This window comes from Candidatus Paracaedibacter symbiosus (assembly GCF_000757605.1).
In the GTDB taxonomy this organism is placed as follows: Bacteria; Pseudomonadota; Alphaproteobacteria; order Paracaedibacterales; family Paracaedibacteraceae; genus Paracaedibacter_A; species Paracaedibacter_A symbiosus.
Genome location: NZ_JQAK01000001.1, coordinates 1,192,113 through 1,211,016, shown reverse-complemented (window position 1 = coordinate 1,211,016; position 18,904 = coordinate 1,192,113). Strand labels below are relative to the sequence as shown.

Genomic DNA, 18,904 nt, shown 5'->3' with positions numbered 1-18,904 from the left:
TGATGGTGGGATGAATTTTTCAAGAATTCACCTTTTTATACAGCTTTTTTTGAAGGGAACCCGATTTATACAATAAAATCCAAGCGACAAAAGATAAGCTGAACCACAAAATAGGATAATCGTTGGACCTGAGGGCCAATTTAGCTGGTAAGAGGTGACCAATCCTAAATAACCTGAGATAGAAGCAATCAAAACGGCCGCTAAAACCGCTGTCCAAACCTGTTTAGTTAAAAGGCGTGCTGCAATCGCCGGCAACATAATAATGCCAAGCGCCATTAAAGTTCCCAAAGCCTGACATGCGCCAACAAGATTAATCACCACCAACCCCAAAAAAATCAGTTGATAGCGTCCTGCATTAATCCCCATAAGTTGAACATACTGTGGGTCAAAGCATTCATAAATCAATGGCCGATAAATCAAAGCCAAAATGACAAGCGTCATTGTAGTGATAATAGCAATCAACAACAAAATTTCTTGGTCAACGGCAAGTACACTTCCAAATAAGAAATGTGTTAGATTCATATTCCCGCCCTTAACCGACAAAATTAATACTCCAAGAGCTAGGGAGATAATATAAAACCCAGTAAAGCTAGCGTCTTCCGCTAAAACTGTTTTTCTGGCTGTTTTACCGCTCGCAAAGGCGACAATAAGACCTGCTGCAAGCCCACCTAAAGACAAGCCAGGCAACCACAGTCCCGTGACAAGGTAACCAATAGCAATTCCAGGCAAAATTGCATGGGAGAGGGCGTCTCCCATTAAGCTCATGCGGCGCAACACCAATAAAACACCAAGTGGGCCACAGCTGAGGGCGATCGCGATGCAGGCCACAAGAGCGCGACGCATAAAGATAAACTCAACGAAAGGGGCAATAAATACGTCATACATTGAAGGCCGCCTTCGCGAGGTTTTCTATTGTTAAGACATCATCACTCGCGCCTGCGGCCACTAATTTACGAGATATCAGTAAGCATGTAGGAAAAAATTGTTGAATGATCGTCATGTCATGCAGGACAGCAATAATTGTCTTGCCTTGTTGATGCCATCGTTGAATTAGTCCTAACAAGTCTTTAGTTGTGTTGGCATCAATCCCTGTAAACGGCTCATCAAGTAAGATAAAATTGGCTTGCTGGGCAATTAGCCGTGCAAAAAATAAACGCTGCAGTTGGCCGCCACTAAGTTCTGTTAGGCAACGCTTGTTAAAACCGACGAGCCCTACTTGGGCTAAAGCATCGTCAACCAGGGGCAGATCATCTCGGCCCAAGCCGCGAAATACACCAATTTTTGGCCACAATCCCATCGCCACAACATCTTCTACATGAATAGGGAAAGTACGGTCAATGTCTTTGCCTTGAGCTAAATAAGCCAAATCTGATATGTATTTGATATGGGATCGGATAGTTCCAGAGGTGGGTTTCAAAATACCTGCAATGATTTTGAGAAGAGTGCTTTTACCGCCGCCATTAGGACCAAACACCGCTGTAAGTGATCCTGTGGCAAATTGGTAAGAAATTTGATCTAGGGAGAGAATCCCCCCATAGCAATGCGAAATATTTTCCAGAGTAATAGTGAGTTTTGCTGCTGACACGATACATTAATTTGTTAAAAGCACACAGGCCCACACAATGCCCAGTGGCAATGTCATAATCAACAAACGTGTAAAGCTGCTGAGCAACAATGGATTGAAATTCATAATCTTACCCTCTTTAGTCTAGGATTATTCCTATGTAGCACAAAAGTCAAGTAAACCTAGAAGATATATGGAAATTGCCTCTACTTTTTACAAGGGAAGAATAAAGGAACATTCCAGAAAGTGAATGTCCCCATAAGTAATCGACTATTTTTTAAACTGAGTGCATAAATCTATTTTAATTTCCGATAACTGCAGACAACCCCTCCCCCTTTCTTAGAATTAAGGAAAATAAGATAATCGTCGTCTACATCTAAATTACTGCATCTATCTGATAAAGCATAAAGCGTCACTTTTCCGATGACCGAAAACTTTTTAGTATAAGATAATTCTGGTTTGGTTATTTCGTAGGTTTTTTCTTGTCCAGGCTTAATAACATCCTTTAGCTCTGGGCTATCTAGGGGGGTTTCGCGAGCAACTAATGCGTCTTCACTATCATGCTGAATAATCATTTCTACTGGAGCATCGAGATTATTTTTCACAACAAGTTTGGATGCTTGTGCCTCACACAGAAAATTACTACTACCGTAGGCTAAGCAAAGCCAGACAGCACTCTTAAAGCTTATTACCTTTAACATGTTACATTTCCTCCCTCTAAAAATTGGCTAGAAAGATATGAATGGAATCATAGTTAATATAAATGATATAATGCCTACTCAATAGATGAATTATAGGTGAGGATTAACGATTCCTCATTTTCTTAGGTTCTCTCGCCCTTCATCCACGCAAGGATGATTTTGAGACATTTTAGCTGCTCACCTTAATATTATCTGAGGCCATTAATCCTTATACCATAACTTGACCGGCCTTCTCAGTATGCAAGCAGACTCATCTACATCTCCCCCTACACTAGGAGCGCCCAATTTAATTCCGTCGGTAAAGTTATTAAAACTTCAGTTTTGGAGCAATATACGTGGGTTCAATTTGAAAATATTCGAGGGAATAATCGCGAATAGCCTCATATGGTTCGTTTTGGAATTTATTATGGATGCCACTTAGAACTAAAAGCGTGTCAATTTGTAACTGATATGCGCCTTTAATATCAGTGCGAAGTGAATCACCAATCGCCAAAATCCGATTACGCTTAATCGGCAATAGTTTATCTAATACAACCCTGTAGATTCCGGGATGAGGTTTGCCGTGATAACGAACGTCGCCGCCAATCCCTTCATAATATTGAGCAATGGCACCCGCACAGATCACAGTCTCTTCGCCATAAATAACCGTTAAATCTGGGTTAGCGCAGACCATTGGTAGATGACGTAAACGGGCTTTTTCTAAGATCGACACATAATTGGTCACATCAACTTCCCAGCCATTTGTCCCTGTTACGAGCATAAAATCAGCCTCTTCCACTGTCGAAACTTTTGTCCTGGATAAGCCAGCACTCAGGCTATGATTTTTATCCGGCCCAATATGATAAAATTTTTGCCCCAATTTTTGATACCAAGGATCTTGTGAATGTTGCAATGCTTGGAAACAATCTTCCCCAGAAGTATAAACTTCATCATAAAAATTACGCGGCACTCCGAGTTCTGCTAGACGCGCTTGGCTTGCATAAACAAGTCGGGGAGAATTGGAAAGTAAAAAAATCTTTTTTTGCAGGGTTTTCAACTCAGCTAGCGCCAAAACAGCTTGGGGAAAGGCCTGTTGACCATTATGCAGTACCCCCCATAAATCGATGATATAGGCATCATAGTCGGATGCGATCTGTGCCAAATGGCTTATTTTCATCTACCCTCTCCCCGGAAATTGATGCTAGCAAGAAACCAATTAACACACCTTACTTTATTTGAGATACACCTTCAAGTTTAGGTTAAAAACCTCCTAAAATTGATCACTTCATTCAAATATTGACCATGGACCAAAAGGTTCCTCTCGCCTCTTTCACTCAAAAATGATTCTAAAGCATTTTAGCTGAAAAAGAGGTTGAATTTCGATGGTATAGTTTATCTCTTTTAAGAAATGAGGTGCTCAAAATCTAAAACGAGCGAGCTGGTTTGCTTGAAACAGCATTGCGCGCCAACACAATCCAATTGCCAATCAATACCATCGTCACGCCTAAAAGTGAATAGATATCCCAGTGAAACACTTCAAACATGCTGGAAACAATCAACGCCATTAAGGGGATCACAACAAAAGCATAGCTTGCCCGCCCCGAACCAATATTACCAACCAACTTTAAATAACTTCCAAAAGCCAATACCGTGCCAAAAAAAGATAAATAAAGGAGAGAACCAACGTAAGTAGTAGAAAAATCGAAACTTGGGTAGATCCCTGCAGTGAGTGCTGCAATGGCGGTAAACGCTGCGCCGTAAGCCATTCCTAAGGCATTGGTCTGCATCACCGGCAAAGAGCGACGCATATTTGCTGTTGCAACCGTTTGTCCTAAAGAGGCACATAATGTACCCCCAAGGCAAAAAGCGAGCCCTTCAGCGATATAGGTTAGATTTTCTTGCGATAGACGAATAACTTCTGCACTAAAAATGAAAATGAGTCCGAGTCCACCCAGAATAGCGCCTGCTAAAGTAGAAACAGTGATTGGTGTCCCAAGAAATAGACGGCTATTGACAATGTTCATGAGTGTCACAGAGGCAAATAATACCGCAACAACACCACTTATAAAATAGTCAGTGCCAAAATAGTACATCAAATAGTTTGTAGAAAAAAGTAGCAGAGCCTGAAGCGCAATCCAGCCATGATCTTTCCTTGAAAACCTTAAAGATTGGCGACTTACTATACAAGCACCGACCAAAATTAAAGAAGCAAGTCCAAAGCGGTAAGTAACGGACCAGAGGGGATGAACGTCACCTAGCTGATACTTAATAGCCAGCCAAGTTGTTCCCCAGATAAATGTGGTGATGAAGAAGAGAATGATATTCATAACTAAAATAACGCTTCTTGCTTTATTGTTCTTACTAAATCGAGATGATCATAGGCTAAATCCGTCAATTGACGACCGCGAGGAGTACGTTGAATTAAACCTTGTTGAATAAGATAAGGTTCAATCACTTCTTCCAGTGTATCCTTTTGCTCAGATAAAGCAGCAGCGAGTGTTTCAACCCCAACCGGGCCCCCCCGGTAAAACTCCGCCATATAAGTTAAATAACGGCGATCTTGAGTATCTAACCCTAAAGGGTCAACGCCAAGACGATCAAGAGCCAGTTTAGCGATTTCAATCGTTATTTCTCGAGTCTGCGCTACAATGGTGAAGTCCCGTACCCGACGAATCAAGCGTCCAGCAATTCGAGGAGTCCCGCGGGATCGGCGGGCAATTTCAAAAGCAGCCTCTTCAGAAATATCATGTGTTAACAAGCGGGCACTCCGCTTAATAATATGAGTAAGCTCCTCTAAAGTATAAAACTGCAATCGTAAGGGAATACCAAATCGTTCACGCAACGGCTGAGTCAATAACCCCGATCGAGTCGTTGCCCCAATAAGCGTAAACTTGGGCAAATCAATCTGTATACTGCGAGCTGCTGGCCCCTCCCCGATCATCAAATCAAGCTTAAAATCCTCCATAGCGGGATAAAGGATTTCTTCCACCGCCGGATTTAAGCGATGAATTTCATCGATAAATAAGACGTCATGAGCCTGCAAATTTGTGAGTATGGCCGCCAAATCGCCAGCTCTGGCAATGACAGGGCCCGATGTTGCTTTAAAATTAACACCAAGCTCCCGAGCGACAATTTGTGCTAAAGTCGTTTTCCCCAAACCTGGAGGGCCATAGAAAAGCGTGTGGTCAAGGACTTCACCCCGCGCTTTAGCTGACTCAATAAAGACCTTCAAATTTTGCCGTACTTCTTTTTGCCCAGTAAAATCATCTAAGACTTCGGGGCGCAGGGAATGATTGAGCTGATCCTCAGTGTTTTCAGTCTTAACAAAGAATTCTGAATCTGCCATAGTTTTAACCTGTTCTACTCGTCATGTTTGGAAATGCGAATTGTGAGCTCTCTTTAAAAAATTTGTGCCTAAAATTGAGCTCGTAAAGCCATAGGGAGAAATTCATAGTTTCAATCATGATGAGTATATACGATTGCTAAAGGTTGATAACGCAATCCGGATGATGTCGGCTGTACTTGCATCACTCCCCAGTTTCTGCATGGCTTGTTGAATCGCTGCGGCTGCCTCATGACGGCGATATCCCAGGGATTCAAGGGCCGCAAAAGCATCACTCACCTGGGATGAACCACCGCCTTGAGTCGCTGGTAACTCTTGGGTAATCCCGCCTCCTAGAGAAACACTTGAGACCTTGTCCTTCAATTCACTGATAATTCGAAGCGCCAATTTCGGCCCCACGCCGTCGGCTCTCGTAATTTGGGCTTTATCTTGATTATAGATTGCTAATGTCAATTCATCCGGCGTTAAAACCGATAAAATCGCCAATGCGACTCGAGCGCCTACACCTTGAACCGTCGTCAACAGCCGAAAACAATCCTGCTCAACGGTATTATAAAAGCCAATCAGTTGCGGCAACTCATTGCGCAGCAGCATCTCTGTATAAAGGACGACACGGTCCCCTACAGCACCTATATGAGCCAATGTTTTAGTCGAGGTTGATACCTGATAGCAAATCCCATTGACATCAATAAGCAGGTGGTCAAGAGCAATCGTATCGACGATCCCTTTTAGTTTTGCAATCATGAAACACCTTTCTGGTCCAAATGGTGTGGAAAAAGGAGATTTCCTCAAAAACACCGTCATTACAAAGGGCATTAAGTGAGATGGCACTCTCAGTATTAATTCCCGAGAAAATTGCCACCCGCCTTATTGAAAGCTCTCAAGGACGAGAAAAAACAGTCCTTGCCTTATAGCTTTGGTTGATGCTCTACATCTTGCTTAATAGCTCGCACGATTTCCAAAGCCACATCCTTTGCCAAATCAATCATTAATCTCGTCCTAGCAGCAGTATCAGCGTTTTTAGAGATAAATTCGTCCGTGGGAATCACAGGATACGACGTTGTTGATGTTGTATTCTGCTCCACAGAGTGACCATCCGGCGTTGAGATTTTATAATTTGCAATATAATTCAAGCTCACCCGACTAATGGTTGCATCTTGCGCAACAGTGGCGGCTGCTTCAGCCCCTACCAAACTAATATCAACACGGTATGCATTTTCTTTCAATCGCGGCACAAGTGATAATTGCTTTTCCATTTCCCGTCTAAAGATATAGACGGGGTATCCCTCTCCTTTAACACTTAGAACAAATAACTGCTTACCTGCAGCATCACCTTTCAGCATAGGTTGAAAACCGCAGCCACTCAAAATCGCTGAGCATGCCAGAATAATTATAAATTTTTTAAACAACAAGATTCACAATCCTATTAGGAATAACAATACTGCGGCGAATAGGACGACCGTTCATATCTTTTTGAACGGTTGGCAGTTTCAGCGCTTCTTCTAAAACACTTGCCTCATCACTATCGCTGGAAATAATAAAAGCCCCCCGCATCTTACCATTCACCTGGACAGCAATCGTGACTTCATCTGTTGTGGCAAGCTTGACATCAATTTCAGGCCACGTAGCCTCAATCACCAATGCCGTTTCTCCCATTTGCTGCCATAATTCAGAAGTAATATGGGGCACAAGTGGGAAGAGCACCTGAATTAATACTTTGCCAGAATGGGTCAGTTGTTGATGAGAGACCGCTTGATCCGTGACAGCATTTTCCAAATCACGGGTCAATTCCCGCGCAAAAGCAATAATCTTGTTAAACCCATTTCGTTCATAATTTTGCGTGATTTTTTTCAGCATCTGATGGGTTTTCTTAGCCACCATCAAAGACGCTTCTGCCTCACCAACACGCCCAGCAGTTGCTTTAATATTTTCAATCAAGCGCCACAAACGGTTCAAATAACGCCACGCCCCTTCAACCCCTTCATCGCTCCAGTCAAAATCCCGATCAGGTGGCGTATCTGATAGCGTAAACAAACGCGCTGCATCAGCCCCATATGTATCAATAATTGACTGTGGATCAACCAAGTTTTTTTTCGATTTGCTCATTTTTTCTGAGCGACCAACTGTAACTGGCTTTTCCCCGTCAACGGTCACATATTGCCCCCCCGTCAGGCGCATGACTTCTTCAGGATATAACCATTTGCCATTTTCGTCTTTATAAGTTTGGTGACACACCATTCCTTGAGTCAGCAAATTTTTAAAGGGCTCTGAAATGGTGATATACCCGCAATCACGTAATGCCTTGGTAAAGAAACGAGCATACAACAAGTGTAAAACCGCATGCTCAATACCACCAATATACCAATCAACAGGCATCCATTTATCGACAGCTTCTTTATTGAGGGGGGCAATGGCCTTGGTATCGCAAAACCGTAAAAAATACCAAGAAGATTCAAAAAAGGTGTCAAAAGTGTCTGTTTCGCGAATCGCATCGTTCTCACATTTTGGGCACTTCACTTGCTTCCAGGTAGGATGGTGATCTAACGGATTACCGGTTTTATTAAACTCAACATCCTCAGGAAGACGCACGGGTAAATCTGCATCAGGCACAGGTACCGTTCCACAATGGTCACAATGAATCACCGGAATAGGACAGCCCCAATAGCGTTGACGGGAGACACACCAATCGCGCAAACGATAGGTAATTTGTTTTTTGCCTTGGTCTTGAGCCTCAAGTTTTTGAATTGCCACAGAACGTGCTTCTTCAATAGACAACCCATCCAAAAAACCTGAATTAATCATCTTCCCCGGGCCAGTATAAGCTTTTTGAGTAATGTCGACACTTACATCTGTTGATTCTGGTGCCACAACTTGAATGATCGGCAAATTATACTTTTTAGCAAAATCATGATCACGCTCATCATGAGCAGGACAGGCAAAAAGCGCCCCAGTACCATAATCCATCAACACAAAATTAGCGACAAATAAAGGTAAGGTTTTACCCGGCACAAAGGGATGCACCACTTTCAAATGAGTATCAAACCCTTTTTTATCCCCCGTGCTTAAAGCTTCTTCAGTTGTGGGAGCATGCTGACACTCTTCGATAAATGCCGCTAACTTTGCGTTTGTGTTTGCCAATTTTTCCGCAATCGGATGGGTGGGCGCAATAGCGCAAAATGAGGCGCCAAACAAGGTTTCTGGCCTTGTCGTAAAGACATTTAATTTTTCATCAAAATCATTAATTTCAAACTGAATAAAAGCGCCTTCAGAACGGCCAATCCAGTTTTCCTGCATTTTGACAACTTTTTCTGGCCAGCCGGTAAGCGCTGACAGCTCCTCAAGCAATTCTTCAGAATAGTTAGTGATCTTAAGCGACCATTGCATTAATTTGCGCTTTTCAACCAAGGCCCCTGAGCGCCAGCCACGTCCATTGATCACCTGTTCATTAGCCAAGACACAATGATCTACCGGGTCCCAGTTAACCCAAGATTCCGTCCGATAGGCTAACCCTTTTTTATAAAAGTCTAGAAAGATCTTTTGTTCTAAGCCGTAATATTCTGGCATACAAGAAGCCAATTCACGTTCCCAATCAAAACCGAACCCAAGGGATTTGAATTCGGCCTTCATCGCTGCAATATTTTGCACCGTCCAGGCAGCAGGGCTAGTACTGTTTTGCACGGCCGCATTTTCCGCGGGCAACCCAAAAGCATCCCATCCCATGGGGTGCAATACTTCGCAACCTTGGGCACGTTTAAAGCGAGCAATAGTATCCCCGATCGAATAATTGCGGACATGTCCCATATGAAGTTTCCCAGACGGGTAGGGGAACATCTCCAAAATATAAGCTTTTGGCTTATTGGTTTTCGTATTCTCAGTCCGGTAAGAATTTTCTTCTTGCCAAATTTGTTGCCATTTTTCTTCTATATCGCGAAACGGGTATGCCATTTTATTCCTTAATCCTTGGCTTATTTTTGCTCGCCTAGATGGTTATAGGCCTCAGCATCAGAGCGCTTATTACTTTTGTCCGGCTCGAACCTTTAACTGGCGCGCCTTGGTCAAAATAATATCTTCCATATCTGTTACTACGCTTGGCTCAACAGCAGCATTGACCCATTCACCATTCTTACTACGAATTTGCTTATGAATGATAATAGTGATGGCATCCGCCCGTAACTGCCTATCATTCACACGGGCAATTACTTTGACACGTTCGGCTAACTTTTGAGGGGCACTATACCATTCAGTAATAATGATTCCACCGTTAGCATCCGCTGAGGCTAACGGAATAAACGAAAGAACATCGAGAGAAGCTTGCCATAAATAGGGATTGACCCGCATTCCTGTCGTTGCATTGCTATCAAACTTTTTAGATTCACCAAAAAACAAAAAGTCATCGCCAAAAAGCTTACCAAAGTTTGTTTTGCGCGTTTCTTCACGGCCTAAAGGTGCTTGTTGTCCTTCTTGCGGGGTAAGATCAGTCCCACAACCAACAAGTAATAATGGCATCCCCCCAATAAGGGTTGCAGCCAAAAATATATTTCCCTTACGCATGCACGCTCTCCATCTTTTTTTATTCATTTGTAAAATTCTTTACTCTTAAAAAAATCAGCTTGTCTAATAAATTTATTTTTTATTCATCAAAAACGGGACTTTAGTTATCCATATTCCAACGTCGATCCAAACGGCTGGTAGGGGCATCACTATGCGGCAAGCCATGACAGCATTCAACATTAATGCCACTGCACCCTGTTAGCAAAACACTACCGTGAAGCACCAATACAATGCTTATGAAAGTTTTCATTGCCGTCGCCTTCAATTTTCTAAAAAAACAACAAAATCTTAAAACGAATGAGTTTTTTTAAGACATCTCTCAATCTTAACGTTATTTACTTTTACCGTAGTCAAGCAATAGCATCAAGCGTTCGTTAATGAATAATCAAAGAAACCTAAAAATGTGAGTTCTAACTCTATCCCCCAATAATATGAAGTCGCGGAATTCTGCCAAACAGATAGCCCCCAGCTTTTATTTGGGCGCCCTCTCATAGGGGGGGTTTTCGAAATACCAACATAAAACTGAGCGTCAGGATGTCTTGATCTTATTGGAGGAAAGGATAGGCTGAAGCATTTTTAGTCGAAAATAATCCCAAGTCAGGTTGATTGGGTACAAAAAAAGCAGGAAATCTTTTAGATCCCTGCTTTTTTTAGGCTCTGGGGCCCTAGAGATTTGCGCGTTACTGCGGCCCTTCTTTGACTCGTGATCCGATCAAGTAAAGATAATAACAAAACGCTGCAAACGCCAGAGTTCCCAAAACTGTTGCCGTCTGCTCAAAGCTCGACCCAACGATTGCCAGAACATTGGTATCTTGATAGGCGGCAAACGGAATTGCCAGCAGAATACCGATCAAAGCATCCCCAGCAATCATCCCCGCTGCAAATAACAGACCATGGCGCTCAGTTTTTTCTTTAAGGGCAGTGTAGCTAGCTTCGGAAAGAACCGGTTTCTGCTTTTCAACAACGCACTTAGCAAAATGACTTAATAACCCGCCAAGAACCAATGGCAAGACCACATCCATTGGCAGATAGATACCCAATGACACCGCCAAAACCGAGAGGCGGTAAGAAGGCTGATATTTAGCTAAAATAAACTGATCAACAATCAGAATCACAATACTGATACCAATCCCAATTAAAACGAGATTCCAGTCGAGTGTTTGTTCGAATATCCCTTGAGCAACAGAGGCCATCAGTGTTGCCTGGGGCGCAGCTAATGCGTGCGCCGGGTCCATTCCAGGCCGGGGGAAAACCCCTCCCATACCATAAGCATCATAAAGTAGTTCCATAATGGGCGCCACAACCATACCGCCCGCAATCGCCCCAACAATCAACGTTGCTTGCTGCTTCCACGGCGTTGCTCCAAGTATTTGACCCGATTTCAAGTCTTGCAAATTATCGCACCCAAAGGAGGCACAAACAGCAACAACAGCACCAACCAGGATAACCATGGCAGATAAACTAAGGGTTTCTTTGGTAGCAACGCCAAATTCAACATCTGTTCCAAGAACCACCACAAGCAAAAAGCTCATGATTAAAATCGCGCCAATGGTAATACCAGATATGGGATTAGCAGAAGACCCAACAATTCCAGCCATATAACCACCAATGGAAGCGCAAACAAAACCGATAATTAAAACAACTATTGATAGAAATCCAAGCACAATCCAATATTTTGTGGTAGTTAAGGATAAATCCGCCGTACCTAAAATTTTATTAAAAACCATCGTCATAGGCACAGCCAAAACAATAATTCCTACCAATACTAGAGTCATTGGAATATCGTGATCCGTACGTAATGGCTTTACTGCAATCCCTTGGCGAGAATGGCTTAGAGCTTCAAAAGAAGAGGTCACAGCTAGTTTAATCGGCTTAATAAGTGAAAATAAAGCCCACAGACCTCCCATAACCAAACCCCCAACACCAATAAAACGAATCTTCTCAGCCCGGATTGCCATGGCATATTCAAAGGCACCAGCATTTGCGTCAAGCCCCATTTCCTGAGGCGTTGCGCCAAACAGAGAATACAACGGCACTGCAATAAACCAAGCAATGACCATCCCAACAAACAAGTTGAACGCCACATTCAAGCCAACGATATAACCTGCTCCCATCATGGAGAGAGATAGTCCATTGCTAACACCAAAAACAGCGCCACCAGTGCGGAACCAGACGGATAAAGTTTCACCAAAAATATGAAGGCCGCTTTGGCCGAATTTCACTAAACTAGCCCCAACTGCACCAAACACCAAGAATTTTACACCTTGGCCTTTAGTTTTGCTTTCTCCTGCTTTAAGGACTTCTGCTGTGGCCAATCCTTCGGGATATTTTAATTCGCTCTCCACAATCAATGCGCGTCGTAATGGAATGGAGTACAAAATACCAAGAATACTACCAATTAAACCCACAATTGTAATTTGCCAGTAATTAAAGCGATCCCAATACCCCATAACAACTAAGGCTGGAATCGTAAAGATAATCCCAGCGGCCACAACTTCCCCAGCTGAAGCAATGGTTTGAACGATATTGTTTTCTAAAATATTTGAATTGCGAAACATCCGCAAAATTGACATAGAAATCACCGCGGCAGGAATAGAGGCTGAAATTGTTTGCCCCATTTTTAATCCCAAATACGCATTTGAACCTGCAAGGGCAATAGCCAGAAATATTCCTAGTATTAAGGATTTGATAGTTATCTCAGGTATATTTTTTGCCGCAGGAATAAATGGTTTAATTTTCTGGTCTGCCTCGCTTATACTAGCTTGCTTTTCCACTTCAAGGTTACTCCTTAAAATTTTTCTCTAGTCTCTAGATTATTCGACTATTTTACTTATTTCTATATTTTTTATCTTCTTTTTTAGATTTTTTGAAGGCTTTATGTGGATTTAGGCTATAAAAAGGGTAATTGGAGTCCTCAATATCTTGTGAGAGGGTGGCGGTATGATCAAAAAGCTGTTAAGCCATTTTTTTCATCTTTTCAAACGCATTTGTCATTTGATGTTAATTAAATATACTGGATACTGTCATTGTCTTACTCAGCAACACCTTTATTTGTCAGGCGCAAAAAAACTATTTTGAGTTCTTTGGTCCCTTCCCTTAAATCATGAGGAGTAGGCTTTTTCAAGGGGCCCTATACTTGATTTACCGTGCCTTCCACGTACTGGGGGGTTATCTATTGAAGGTAATGCCCCAGGAAACCTTCGCACTATATATTATTTTTTGCTGTGTGCCATTGGCTCAAGTTATTTTTGTGGCAAATACCACACGTTTGATAAAATGAGAGCCAGATTTTTTTCTTTATTTATTCTCCTGGCTTTTAATACTCTGCTCTTATCTGTATAGTTCCACCAAGCTATAAAATTCACTGGCATTTAAAAGTGGAGCCTTACCATGGATCAACTATGTGGTTTCTTTTTGCTGTTCAGCAAAGAGATCGTTCTTATCCCTATTTTTCTTATCGGTTATTTCTTTTATAATCGAAACGTCTTTTTCCAGGCGCTTGTCTTGTTGTTATTTAGTCTTGTCGCAGCTGCCTTTTTGAAATCGCTCTTTAAAATCCCTTTACTTCCGCATTTAGGAGAGGGCTGGGCATTCCCCAGTGGTCATATGTTTACGGCTACTGTATTTTGGGGATTCTTAGCTCTAAAGTTACGCAACAAATTTATCACAGCACTCGTTATTATTTTGCTCGCGGGAATTGGTTATTCGCTTATGCACTTTCATTACCATAATCTTATTGATATTGTTGGCGCTGTTGGGTTTGCTATTCTACTCATTATCTTTTACAGAATCTTATTAGATCAGACATCTCTAGGTCAGCACACAGCAGCATTAAGCCTATCCATGTTAACATTAAGCGTTCTATTAATTTACCTTACACCACCCTTTAAACCCATCTTCTACATTCCATTAGGTACCTTAACTGGCCTTACTCTCGGTAGTTTTTTGGCTGAGTTCCATCCTTTTAAAAAAAGAATCCCGCTTCTTGTGGAAGTGATCTTGTGTTTTGCTGGTCTCGTGCTTATATATTTATTAAGCCCATTTTTGGCAAATACAATTCTGTCTTGTCAATTTGTGCTCTATTTCTTGATCGGTATTTGGCTTACGTTTGGTCCCAAATTACTTAATACAGTTGTAAGGTTGTGAAAAACATTATGGTTAGATTAGCAAACATCACTCGTCACAAAACTCATCGTGTTGAAATTGGCTCTGTTGTGTTGGGAGGAGGCGCACCTGTAGTTGTTCAATCTATGACAAACACAGATACCGCCAATATTCATGAAACTGTACAACAAACTAAACAACTTGCAGATGCTGGCTCTGAACTTGTTCGTCTCACTGTCAATAACGAAGCTGCCGCAGGTGCTGTCCCCCATATTAAAGAGCAATTATTGCAGGATGGCTATACTGTCCCACTCGTAGGTTGCTTTCATTATAATGGACATCGACTCTTAACTGAGTTTCCTGACTGTGCAACTGCTCTTGATAAATACCGCATTAATCCAGGTAATGTTGGCTTTGGCGAGAAACGTCAATCTCAATTCGACATGATGATTGAACAAGCTATCATTCACAAAAAAGCCGTTCGAATAGGTGTAAACTGGGGTAGTTTGGATCAAGATCTCTCTGCAAAGCTTATGGATGAAAATTCAAGATTGGAGCACCCATTCTCTGCAGATGCTATTCTTCGTCAAGCGCTTATTGAATCAGCACTCCAAAATGCTGCCCGAGCTACAGAACTGGGTCTGCCAGAAAATAAAATCGTCCTTTCCTGTAAAGTCAGTCGCGTCCAGGATCTTATTGCTGTTTACAAGGAACTAGCGAACAGGTCTCATTATGCTTTACATGTTGGCCTAACAGAGGCGGGAATTGGTGATAAAGGGGTCATTTCTACAACTGCGGGCTTGGCAATTTTGTTACAGCATGGGATTGGTGATACTATTCGTGCCTCTCTTACCCCCCGCCCAGGTGAATCTCGCGTGAAGGAAGTTCTTGCTTGCCAGGAAATCCTCCAATCGCTCTCTTTGCGTGACTTTAGCCCTCAAGTAACTGCTTGCCCTGGTTGTGGCCGTACTACGAGCACTTATTTTCAGCATCTCGCCGATACAATTCAAACCTTTTTGCAGGAACAAATGCCTATCTGGAAACAGCGCTACCCTGGAGTTGAATCAATGAAAGTTGCTGTCATGGGTTGTATTGTTAATGGCCCGGGCGAAAGTAAACATGCCGATATTGGCATCAGTTTGCCAGGCTCAGGGGAATCTCCTGTAGCACCAGTCTTTATTGATGGGGTAAAAAAATACACATTAAGAGGAGATGTAATTGCTGACGAATTTAAAAGTCTCGTTATCAATTATGTTGATAATCGTTATGGAAACCCTTAACTTCTCTCTTAAAATGTAAGAAGCAAGACTTTAAATCTTATTTTTTCTTTTATTGTTTCACGTGAAACATATTTTTTATTCAATTAACCAATTCAATTTTTAAATTCAGAATTTACTTATTGTCTGTTTTTTTCTATGATCAACAATAGGTAGATATTTACTTTAAAAACCATGAATAATTTAATTTTTAACTATGTTTCACATGAAACAATTTCTTCATTTGAAGCCTTCATTACACTTATCAAAAAGTGGAACCGAAAAACTGGGTTAGTTCAAGTGGATACACTTGATGCAATTTGGGATCGACATATCCTTGATTCTTTGCAAATCATCCCTTTTATTGGGTCTAAAGATAATCAAATTCTTGACATTGGGACAGGAGGAGGATTCCCCGGCATTCTGCTAGCAATAGCGGGATTTACAAAAATCGAACTATGCGAAAGTAATATTCGAAAAACAGTTTTTTTAACTGAAGCTGTTCGAGAATTAAAATTACCTACAAAAGTTATACACGATCGAGTCGAAAACATCTCCACTCAATATGATGTTATTGTTTCACGTGCCTGTGCTAGCCTTGAGCTCCTTCTTCAATATATGAAAAATGTTTCACGTGAAACAGGAACAACTGGTGTTTTCCTCAAAGGAAAAACAGCATCAGAAGAAATCGACACCGCACTTGAAAAATGGGATTTTGATTATGACTTATTCCCAAGCATTACCGCTAAAGATAGTAAAATCATCGTTGTCCGCAACCTCAAAGGAAAAGGTAACAAATGAGCCATACCATTACGATAGCCAATCAAAAAGGTGGAGTTGGAAAAACAACAACAACGATTAATTTAGCAACAGGCCTAGCCGCTGCTGATAAACGTGTCTTGATTATTGACTTTGATCCGCAAGCAAACGCATCCACAGGACTCGGCCTTACAAAACAAAAGCGCGTTATGAATATTTACGGTATTCTTGTTGGTCATTATACAGTTAGCCAAGCACTCGTTAAAACGTTGATCCCCGGACTCTCAATTATCCCTTCGGCCATAGATTTATTAGGCGCGGAAATTGAATTAGTGGATATGAAAGAACGTGAATCGTGCCTTAAAGAGATTATTGCCCCCTATAAATCAATGTTTGACTATATTTTGATCGATTGCCCCCCATCGATGGGGTTACTAACACTGAACGCAATGGTTGCCTCGGATAGCGTTTTAATTCCACTTCAATGTGAATATTATGCCTTGGAAGGATTAAGTTATTTACTCGGCTCAATTCAGAAAATAAAGAAAAATTTCAACCAAAAACTCGATTTATTTGGGGTTATTTTAACAATGTTTGATCGCCGCAGTAGTCTTTGTCAGATGGTTGCTGAAGATGTCAAAAAATTTCTGGGAGATAAAGTATTTCAAACGGCGGTGCCACGGAATACAAAAGTCTCTGAAGCCCCCTCCCACGGCAAACCTGTCTTGATTTATGATCTCAAGTGCCCGGGGTCAAAAGCGTATATGGCTATAGCCAGAGAACTTTTGACTCGAGATGCCAACAGAATTCAAGCAGCATAATATGAAAAATAAGGAAAACAGTAAATGTTAGACGAAATGAAACAGCGAAAACACCAAAGTTTGGGTCGTGGCCTGTCAGCCCTACTCGGGGAATCTCTTCAAGATGAATCCCCGGCAACAGCTAATGGCGAAAGTTGGCAAGTCGACATTAATTTGATTCGGCCTGGGAAATATCAACCAAGACAGCGTTTTAATGAAGAGCAGCTTGACTCACTTATTGACTCTATTCGTCAAAAAGGAATCATTCAACCACTCGTAATTCGTCCACTAAATGATAACAAGAATGGTCCATATGAAATTATTGCTGGTGAACGACGCTGGCGAGCCGCGAAAACATTAAATCTTGATACAGTGCCAGCAATTATCCGCATCTGCAGCGATGAAGAAGCGTTGGAAACAGCGCTCATTGAGAACATTCAGCGGGATGATTTAAGCCCCATCGAAGAAGCAGAAGGTTATCAGCGATTACTACACGAGTTCAACTACACTCAAGAACAATTGGCTAAAAGTGTCGGAAAAAGTCGAAGTCATGTTGCAAATACATTACGGCTTAACAATCTACCAGCTCATGTTAAAGGATTAATTAATGATGGTAAAATTAGCGCTGGTCATGCCCGTGCTTTAATGACATCTGAAAATATGGACGGTTTAGTAGAGAAAATCGTTAATGAAAAATTAAATGTTCGGGATGCCGAACGCCTTGCAAAAAAACAAAGCTGGAAATTATGCCGAGCGAATTTGATGTGCAAGCGAAACAATTAGAGCAAGAAATCGCTCAAATTCTAGAGATGACAGTGACTCTCAAAATTGCCAAAAGTGGCGGATCTGTGATGATTCATTTCAATTCCTATGAAGAAATGGACGACCTACTTGATAAACTCAGATTATTAAAATAGAATCAAAAAATGCGAAAAACCATCTGGGTTTTAAATGGCCCTAACTTAAATAAACTGGGCGGCCGTGAGCCTGAGCTTTACGGTAGTCAAACACTCGCTGAGATTGAGCAGAACTGTCAGCACATTTGCACCGAGGCTGATATACACTTAGAGTTCCGCCAAACGAATCACGAAGGCATGCTCATTGATTGGATTCAAGAGGCTTCAACAAAGGCCGCTGGGCTGATTATCAATGCTGCTGCCTACACCCACAGCTCCATTGCTATATGCGATGCCCTAAAGCTGGTAAAAGTTCCCAGCGTTGAGGTTCATCTCACGAATATATATCAACGAGAACCCTTCCGTCACCACTCTTATATTAGTCCATGTGTTAACGCAGTTATTGCAGGTTTTGCCGGAAAAGGGTATACCATGGCAATAAGAGCAATCATAGAATTAATACGTTAACAATAAGGTAAAAAAATGGCCGGTAAATTTAACATTGATGGCGATGCGATTCGCCAACTCGCCGAAATACTCGTCGAAACAGATTTATCCGAAATCGAATATGAATCTGATGGTAGTCGCGTGCGCGTCGCCCGCAACGTTCAAATGGTCGCAACACTGCCAACAGCAGCATCTCTCACGCCCCAAGTACAATCTCCCACTTCCGGAAAGCCGGCACCTAGTGAAACCCCGCAAGATTTTGCTAGCCACCCAGGCGCTATTAAATCACCAATGGTCGGAACAGTTTATTCAAGTCCAGAGCCGGGAGCAGCCTCTTTTGTGAAAGTTGGGGATAGCATATCCGTTGGGCAGACCCTCTTGATCATTGAAGCAATGAAAGTGATGAATCCCATTAAAGCGCAAAAGGCAGGAAAAGTAACTCACGTTCTGTTCTCTGACGCCCAACCAGTCGAATACGGTGAACCACTCTTGATAATTGAGTAA

Annotated in this window: 20 protein-coding genes; 8 read left to right on the top strand and 12 right to left on the bottom strand. The window is 41.9% G+C overall.

The genetic code is table 11. The annotated features are described in order from the left end of the window. Window positions 1-27: 27 nt before the first annotated feature. The 12 genes from IG80_RS0105510 to IG80_RS0105460 all read right to left on the bottom strand — a co-directional run bounded on the left by IG80_RS0105510 (window position 28) and on the right by IG80_RS0105460 (window position 12,912). Window positions 28-885: a metal ABC transporter permease gene (locus IG80_RS0105510; protein WP_032112887.1), complete on the bottom strand. Its 858-nt coding sequence runs from the start codon at window positions 883-885 to the stop codon at window positions 28-30. Next, entirely contained in the window at window positions 878-1,585 is a 708-nt protein-coding gene (locus tag IG80_RS0105505) for a metal ABC transporter ATP-binding protein (RefSeq protein ID WP_052046087.1), read from the bottom strand. Before IG80_RS0105505 ends, IG80_RS0105510 begins: the two co-directional genes overlap by 8 nt. A gap of 275 nt (window positions 1,586-1,860) precedes the next feature. After that, window positions 1,861-2,265 carry a hypothetical protein gene (locus tag IG80_RS0105500; RefSeq protein ID WP_032112886.1) on the bottom strand — a complete coding sequence of 135 codons (405 nt, stop codon included), beginning with the start codon at window positions 2,263-2,265 and terminating at the stop codon, window positions 1,861-1,863. A 307-nt stretch (window positions 2,266-2,572) separates the two neighbouring features. Then, window positions 2,573-3,421 (bottom strand): TIGR01459 family HAD-type hydrolase, encoded by an 849-nt coding sequence (locus IG80_RS0105495; protein ID WP_052046086.1) that lies wholly within the window; start codon window positions 3,419-3,421, stop codon window positions 2,573-2,575. 247 nt (window positions 3,422-3,668) lie between these two features. After that, a complete protein-coding gene (locus tag IG80_RS0105490; protein ID WP_032112885.1) occupies window positions 3,669-4,571 on the bottom strand; it encodes a DMT family transporter in 903 nt (300 codons plus the stop codon). 2 nt (window positions 4,572-4,573) lie between these two features. Next, entirely contained in the window at window positions 4,574-5,590 is a 1,017-nt protein-coding gene (gene ruvB / locus IG80_RS0105485) for a Holliday junction branch migration DNA helicase RuvB (RefSeq protein WP_032112884.1), read from the bottom strand. 114 nt (window positions 5,591-5,704) lie between these two features. Next, window positions 5,705-6,331 (bottom strand): Holliday junction branch migration protein RuvA, encoded by a 627-nt coding sequence (ruvA, locus tag IG80_RS0105480; protein WP_032112883.1) that lies wholly within the window; start codon window positions 6,329-6,331, stop codon window positions 5,705-5,707. Window positions 6,332-6,495: 164 nt separating this feature from the next. Further along, window positions 6,496-6,996: an LPS assembly lipoprotein LptE gene (gene lptE, locus IG80_RS0105475; RefSeq protein WP_156962051.1), complete on the bottom strand. Its 501-nt coding sequence runs from the start codon at window positions 6,994-6,996 to the stop codon at window positions 6,496-6,498. Further along, window positions 6,989-9,532: a leucine--tRNA ligase gene (gene leuS / locus IG80_RS0105470; protein WP_032112881.1), complete on the bottom strand. Its 2,544-nt coding sequence runs from the start codon at window positions 9,530-9,532 to the stop codon at window positions 6,989-6,991. Before leuS ends, lptE begins: the two co-directional genes overlap by 8 nt. A gap of 69 nt (window positions 9,533-9,601) precedes the next feature. Next, window positions 9,602-10,138: a DUF3576 domain-containing protein gene (locus IG80_RS0105465; protein ID WP_032112880.1), complete on the bottom strand. Its 537-nt coding sequence runs from the start codon at window positions 10,136-10,138 to the stop codon at window positions 9,602-9,604. 100 nt (window positions 10,139-10,238) lie between these two features. Next, window positions 10,239-10,388 (bottom strand): hypothetical protein, encoded by a 150-nt coding sequence (locus IG80_RS15010; RefSeq protein ID WP_156962050.1) that lies wholly within the window; start codon window positions 10,386-10,388, stop codon window positions 10,239-10,241. 430 nt (window positions 10,389-10,818) lie between these two features. Then, a complete protein-coding gene (locus IG80_RS0105460; RefSeq protein WP_032112879.1) occupies window positions 10,819-12,912 on the bottom strand; it encodes an OPT family oligopeptide transporter in 2,094 nt (697 codons plus the stop codon). 616 nt (window positions 12,913-13,528) lie between these two features. Here IG80_RS0105460 and IG80_RS0105455 point away from each other — a divergent pair. From IG80_RS0105455 to accB, 8 genes are all read left to right on the top strand, one after another. Then, window positions 13,529-14,284, top strand: a complete 756-nt coding sequence (locus IG80_RS0105455; protein WP_032112878.1) for a phosphatase PAP2 family protein — start codon at window positions 13,529-13,531, stop codon at window positions 14,282-14,284. Window positions 14,285-14,292: 8 nt separating this feature from the next. Beyond that, the gene (ispG, locus tag IG80_RS0105450; RefSeq protein WP_032112877.1) at window positions 14,293-15,522 is read left to right on the top strand and encodes a flavodoxin-dependent (E)-4-hydroxy-3-methylbut-2-enyl-diphosphate synthase; all 1,230 of its coding nucleotides are present in this window, start codon (window positions 14,293-14,295) and stop codon (window positions 15,520-15,522) included. 171 nt (window positions 15,523-15,693) lie between these two features. Beyond that, entirely contained in the window at window positions 15,694-16,299 is a 606-nt protein-coding gene (gene rsmG / locus IG80_RS0105445; RefSeq protein ID WP_052046084.1) for a 16S rRNA (guanine(527)-N(7))-methyltransferase RsmG, read from the top strand. After that, window positions 16,296-17,078: a ParA family protein gene (locus tag IG80_RS0105440; RefSeq protein WP_032112876.1), complete on the top strand. Its 783-nt coding sequence runs from the start codon at window positions 16,296-16,298 to the stop codon at window positions 17,076-17,078. Before rsmG ends, IG80_RS0105440 begins: the two co-directional genes overlap by 4 nt. A 24-nt stretch (window positions 17,079-17,102) precedes the next feature. Beyond that, on the top strand, window positions 17,103-17,840 hold the full coding sequence (locus tag IG80_RS12430) for a ParB/RepB/Spo0J family partition protein (protein WP_156962049.1): 738 nt from the start codon (window positions 17,103-17,105) through the stop codon (window positions 17,838-17,840). Beyond that, window positions 17,822-17,974, top strand: coding sequence for a hypothetical protein (locus IG80_RS15005; protein WP_198027192.1), 153 nt, complete (start codon window positions 17,822-17,824; stop codon window positions 17,972-17,974). Before IG80_RS12430 ends, IG80_RS15005 begins: the two co-directional genes overlap by 19 nt. A gap of 9 nt (window positions 17,975-17,983) precedes the next feature. Beyond that, window positions 17,984-18,421, top strand: a complete 438-nt coding sequence (aroQ, locus tag IG80_RS0105430) for a type II 3-dehydroquinate dehydratase (protein WP_032112875.1) — start codon at window positions 17,984-17,986, stop codon at window positions 18,419-18,421. 15 nt (window positions 18,422-18,436) lie between these two features. Beyond that, window positions 18,437-18,904 (top strand): acetyl-CoA carboxylase biotin carboxyl carrier protein, encoded by a 468-nt coding sequence (accB, locus tag IG80_RS0105425; RefSeq protein WP_032112874.1) that lies wholly within the window; start codon window positions 18,437-18,439, stop codon window positions 18,902-18,904.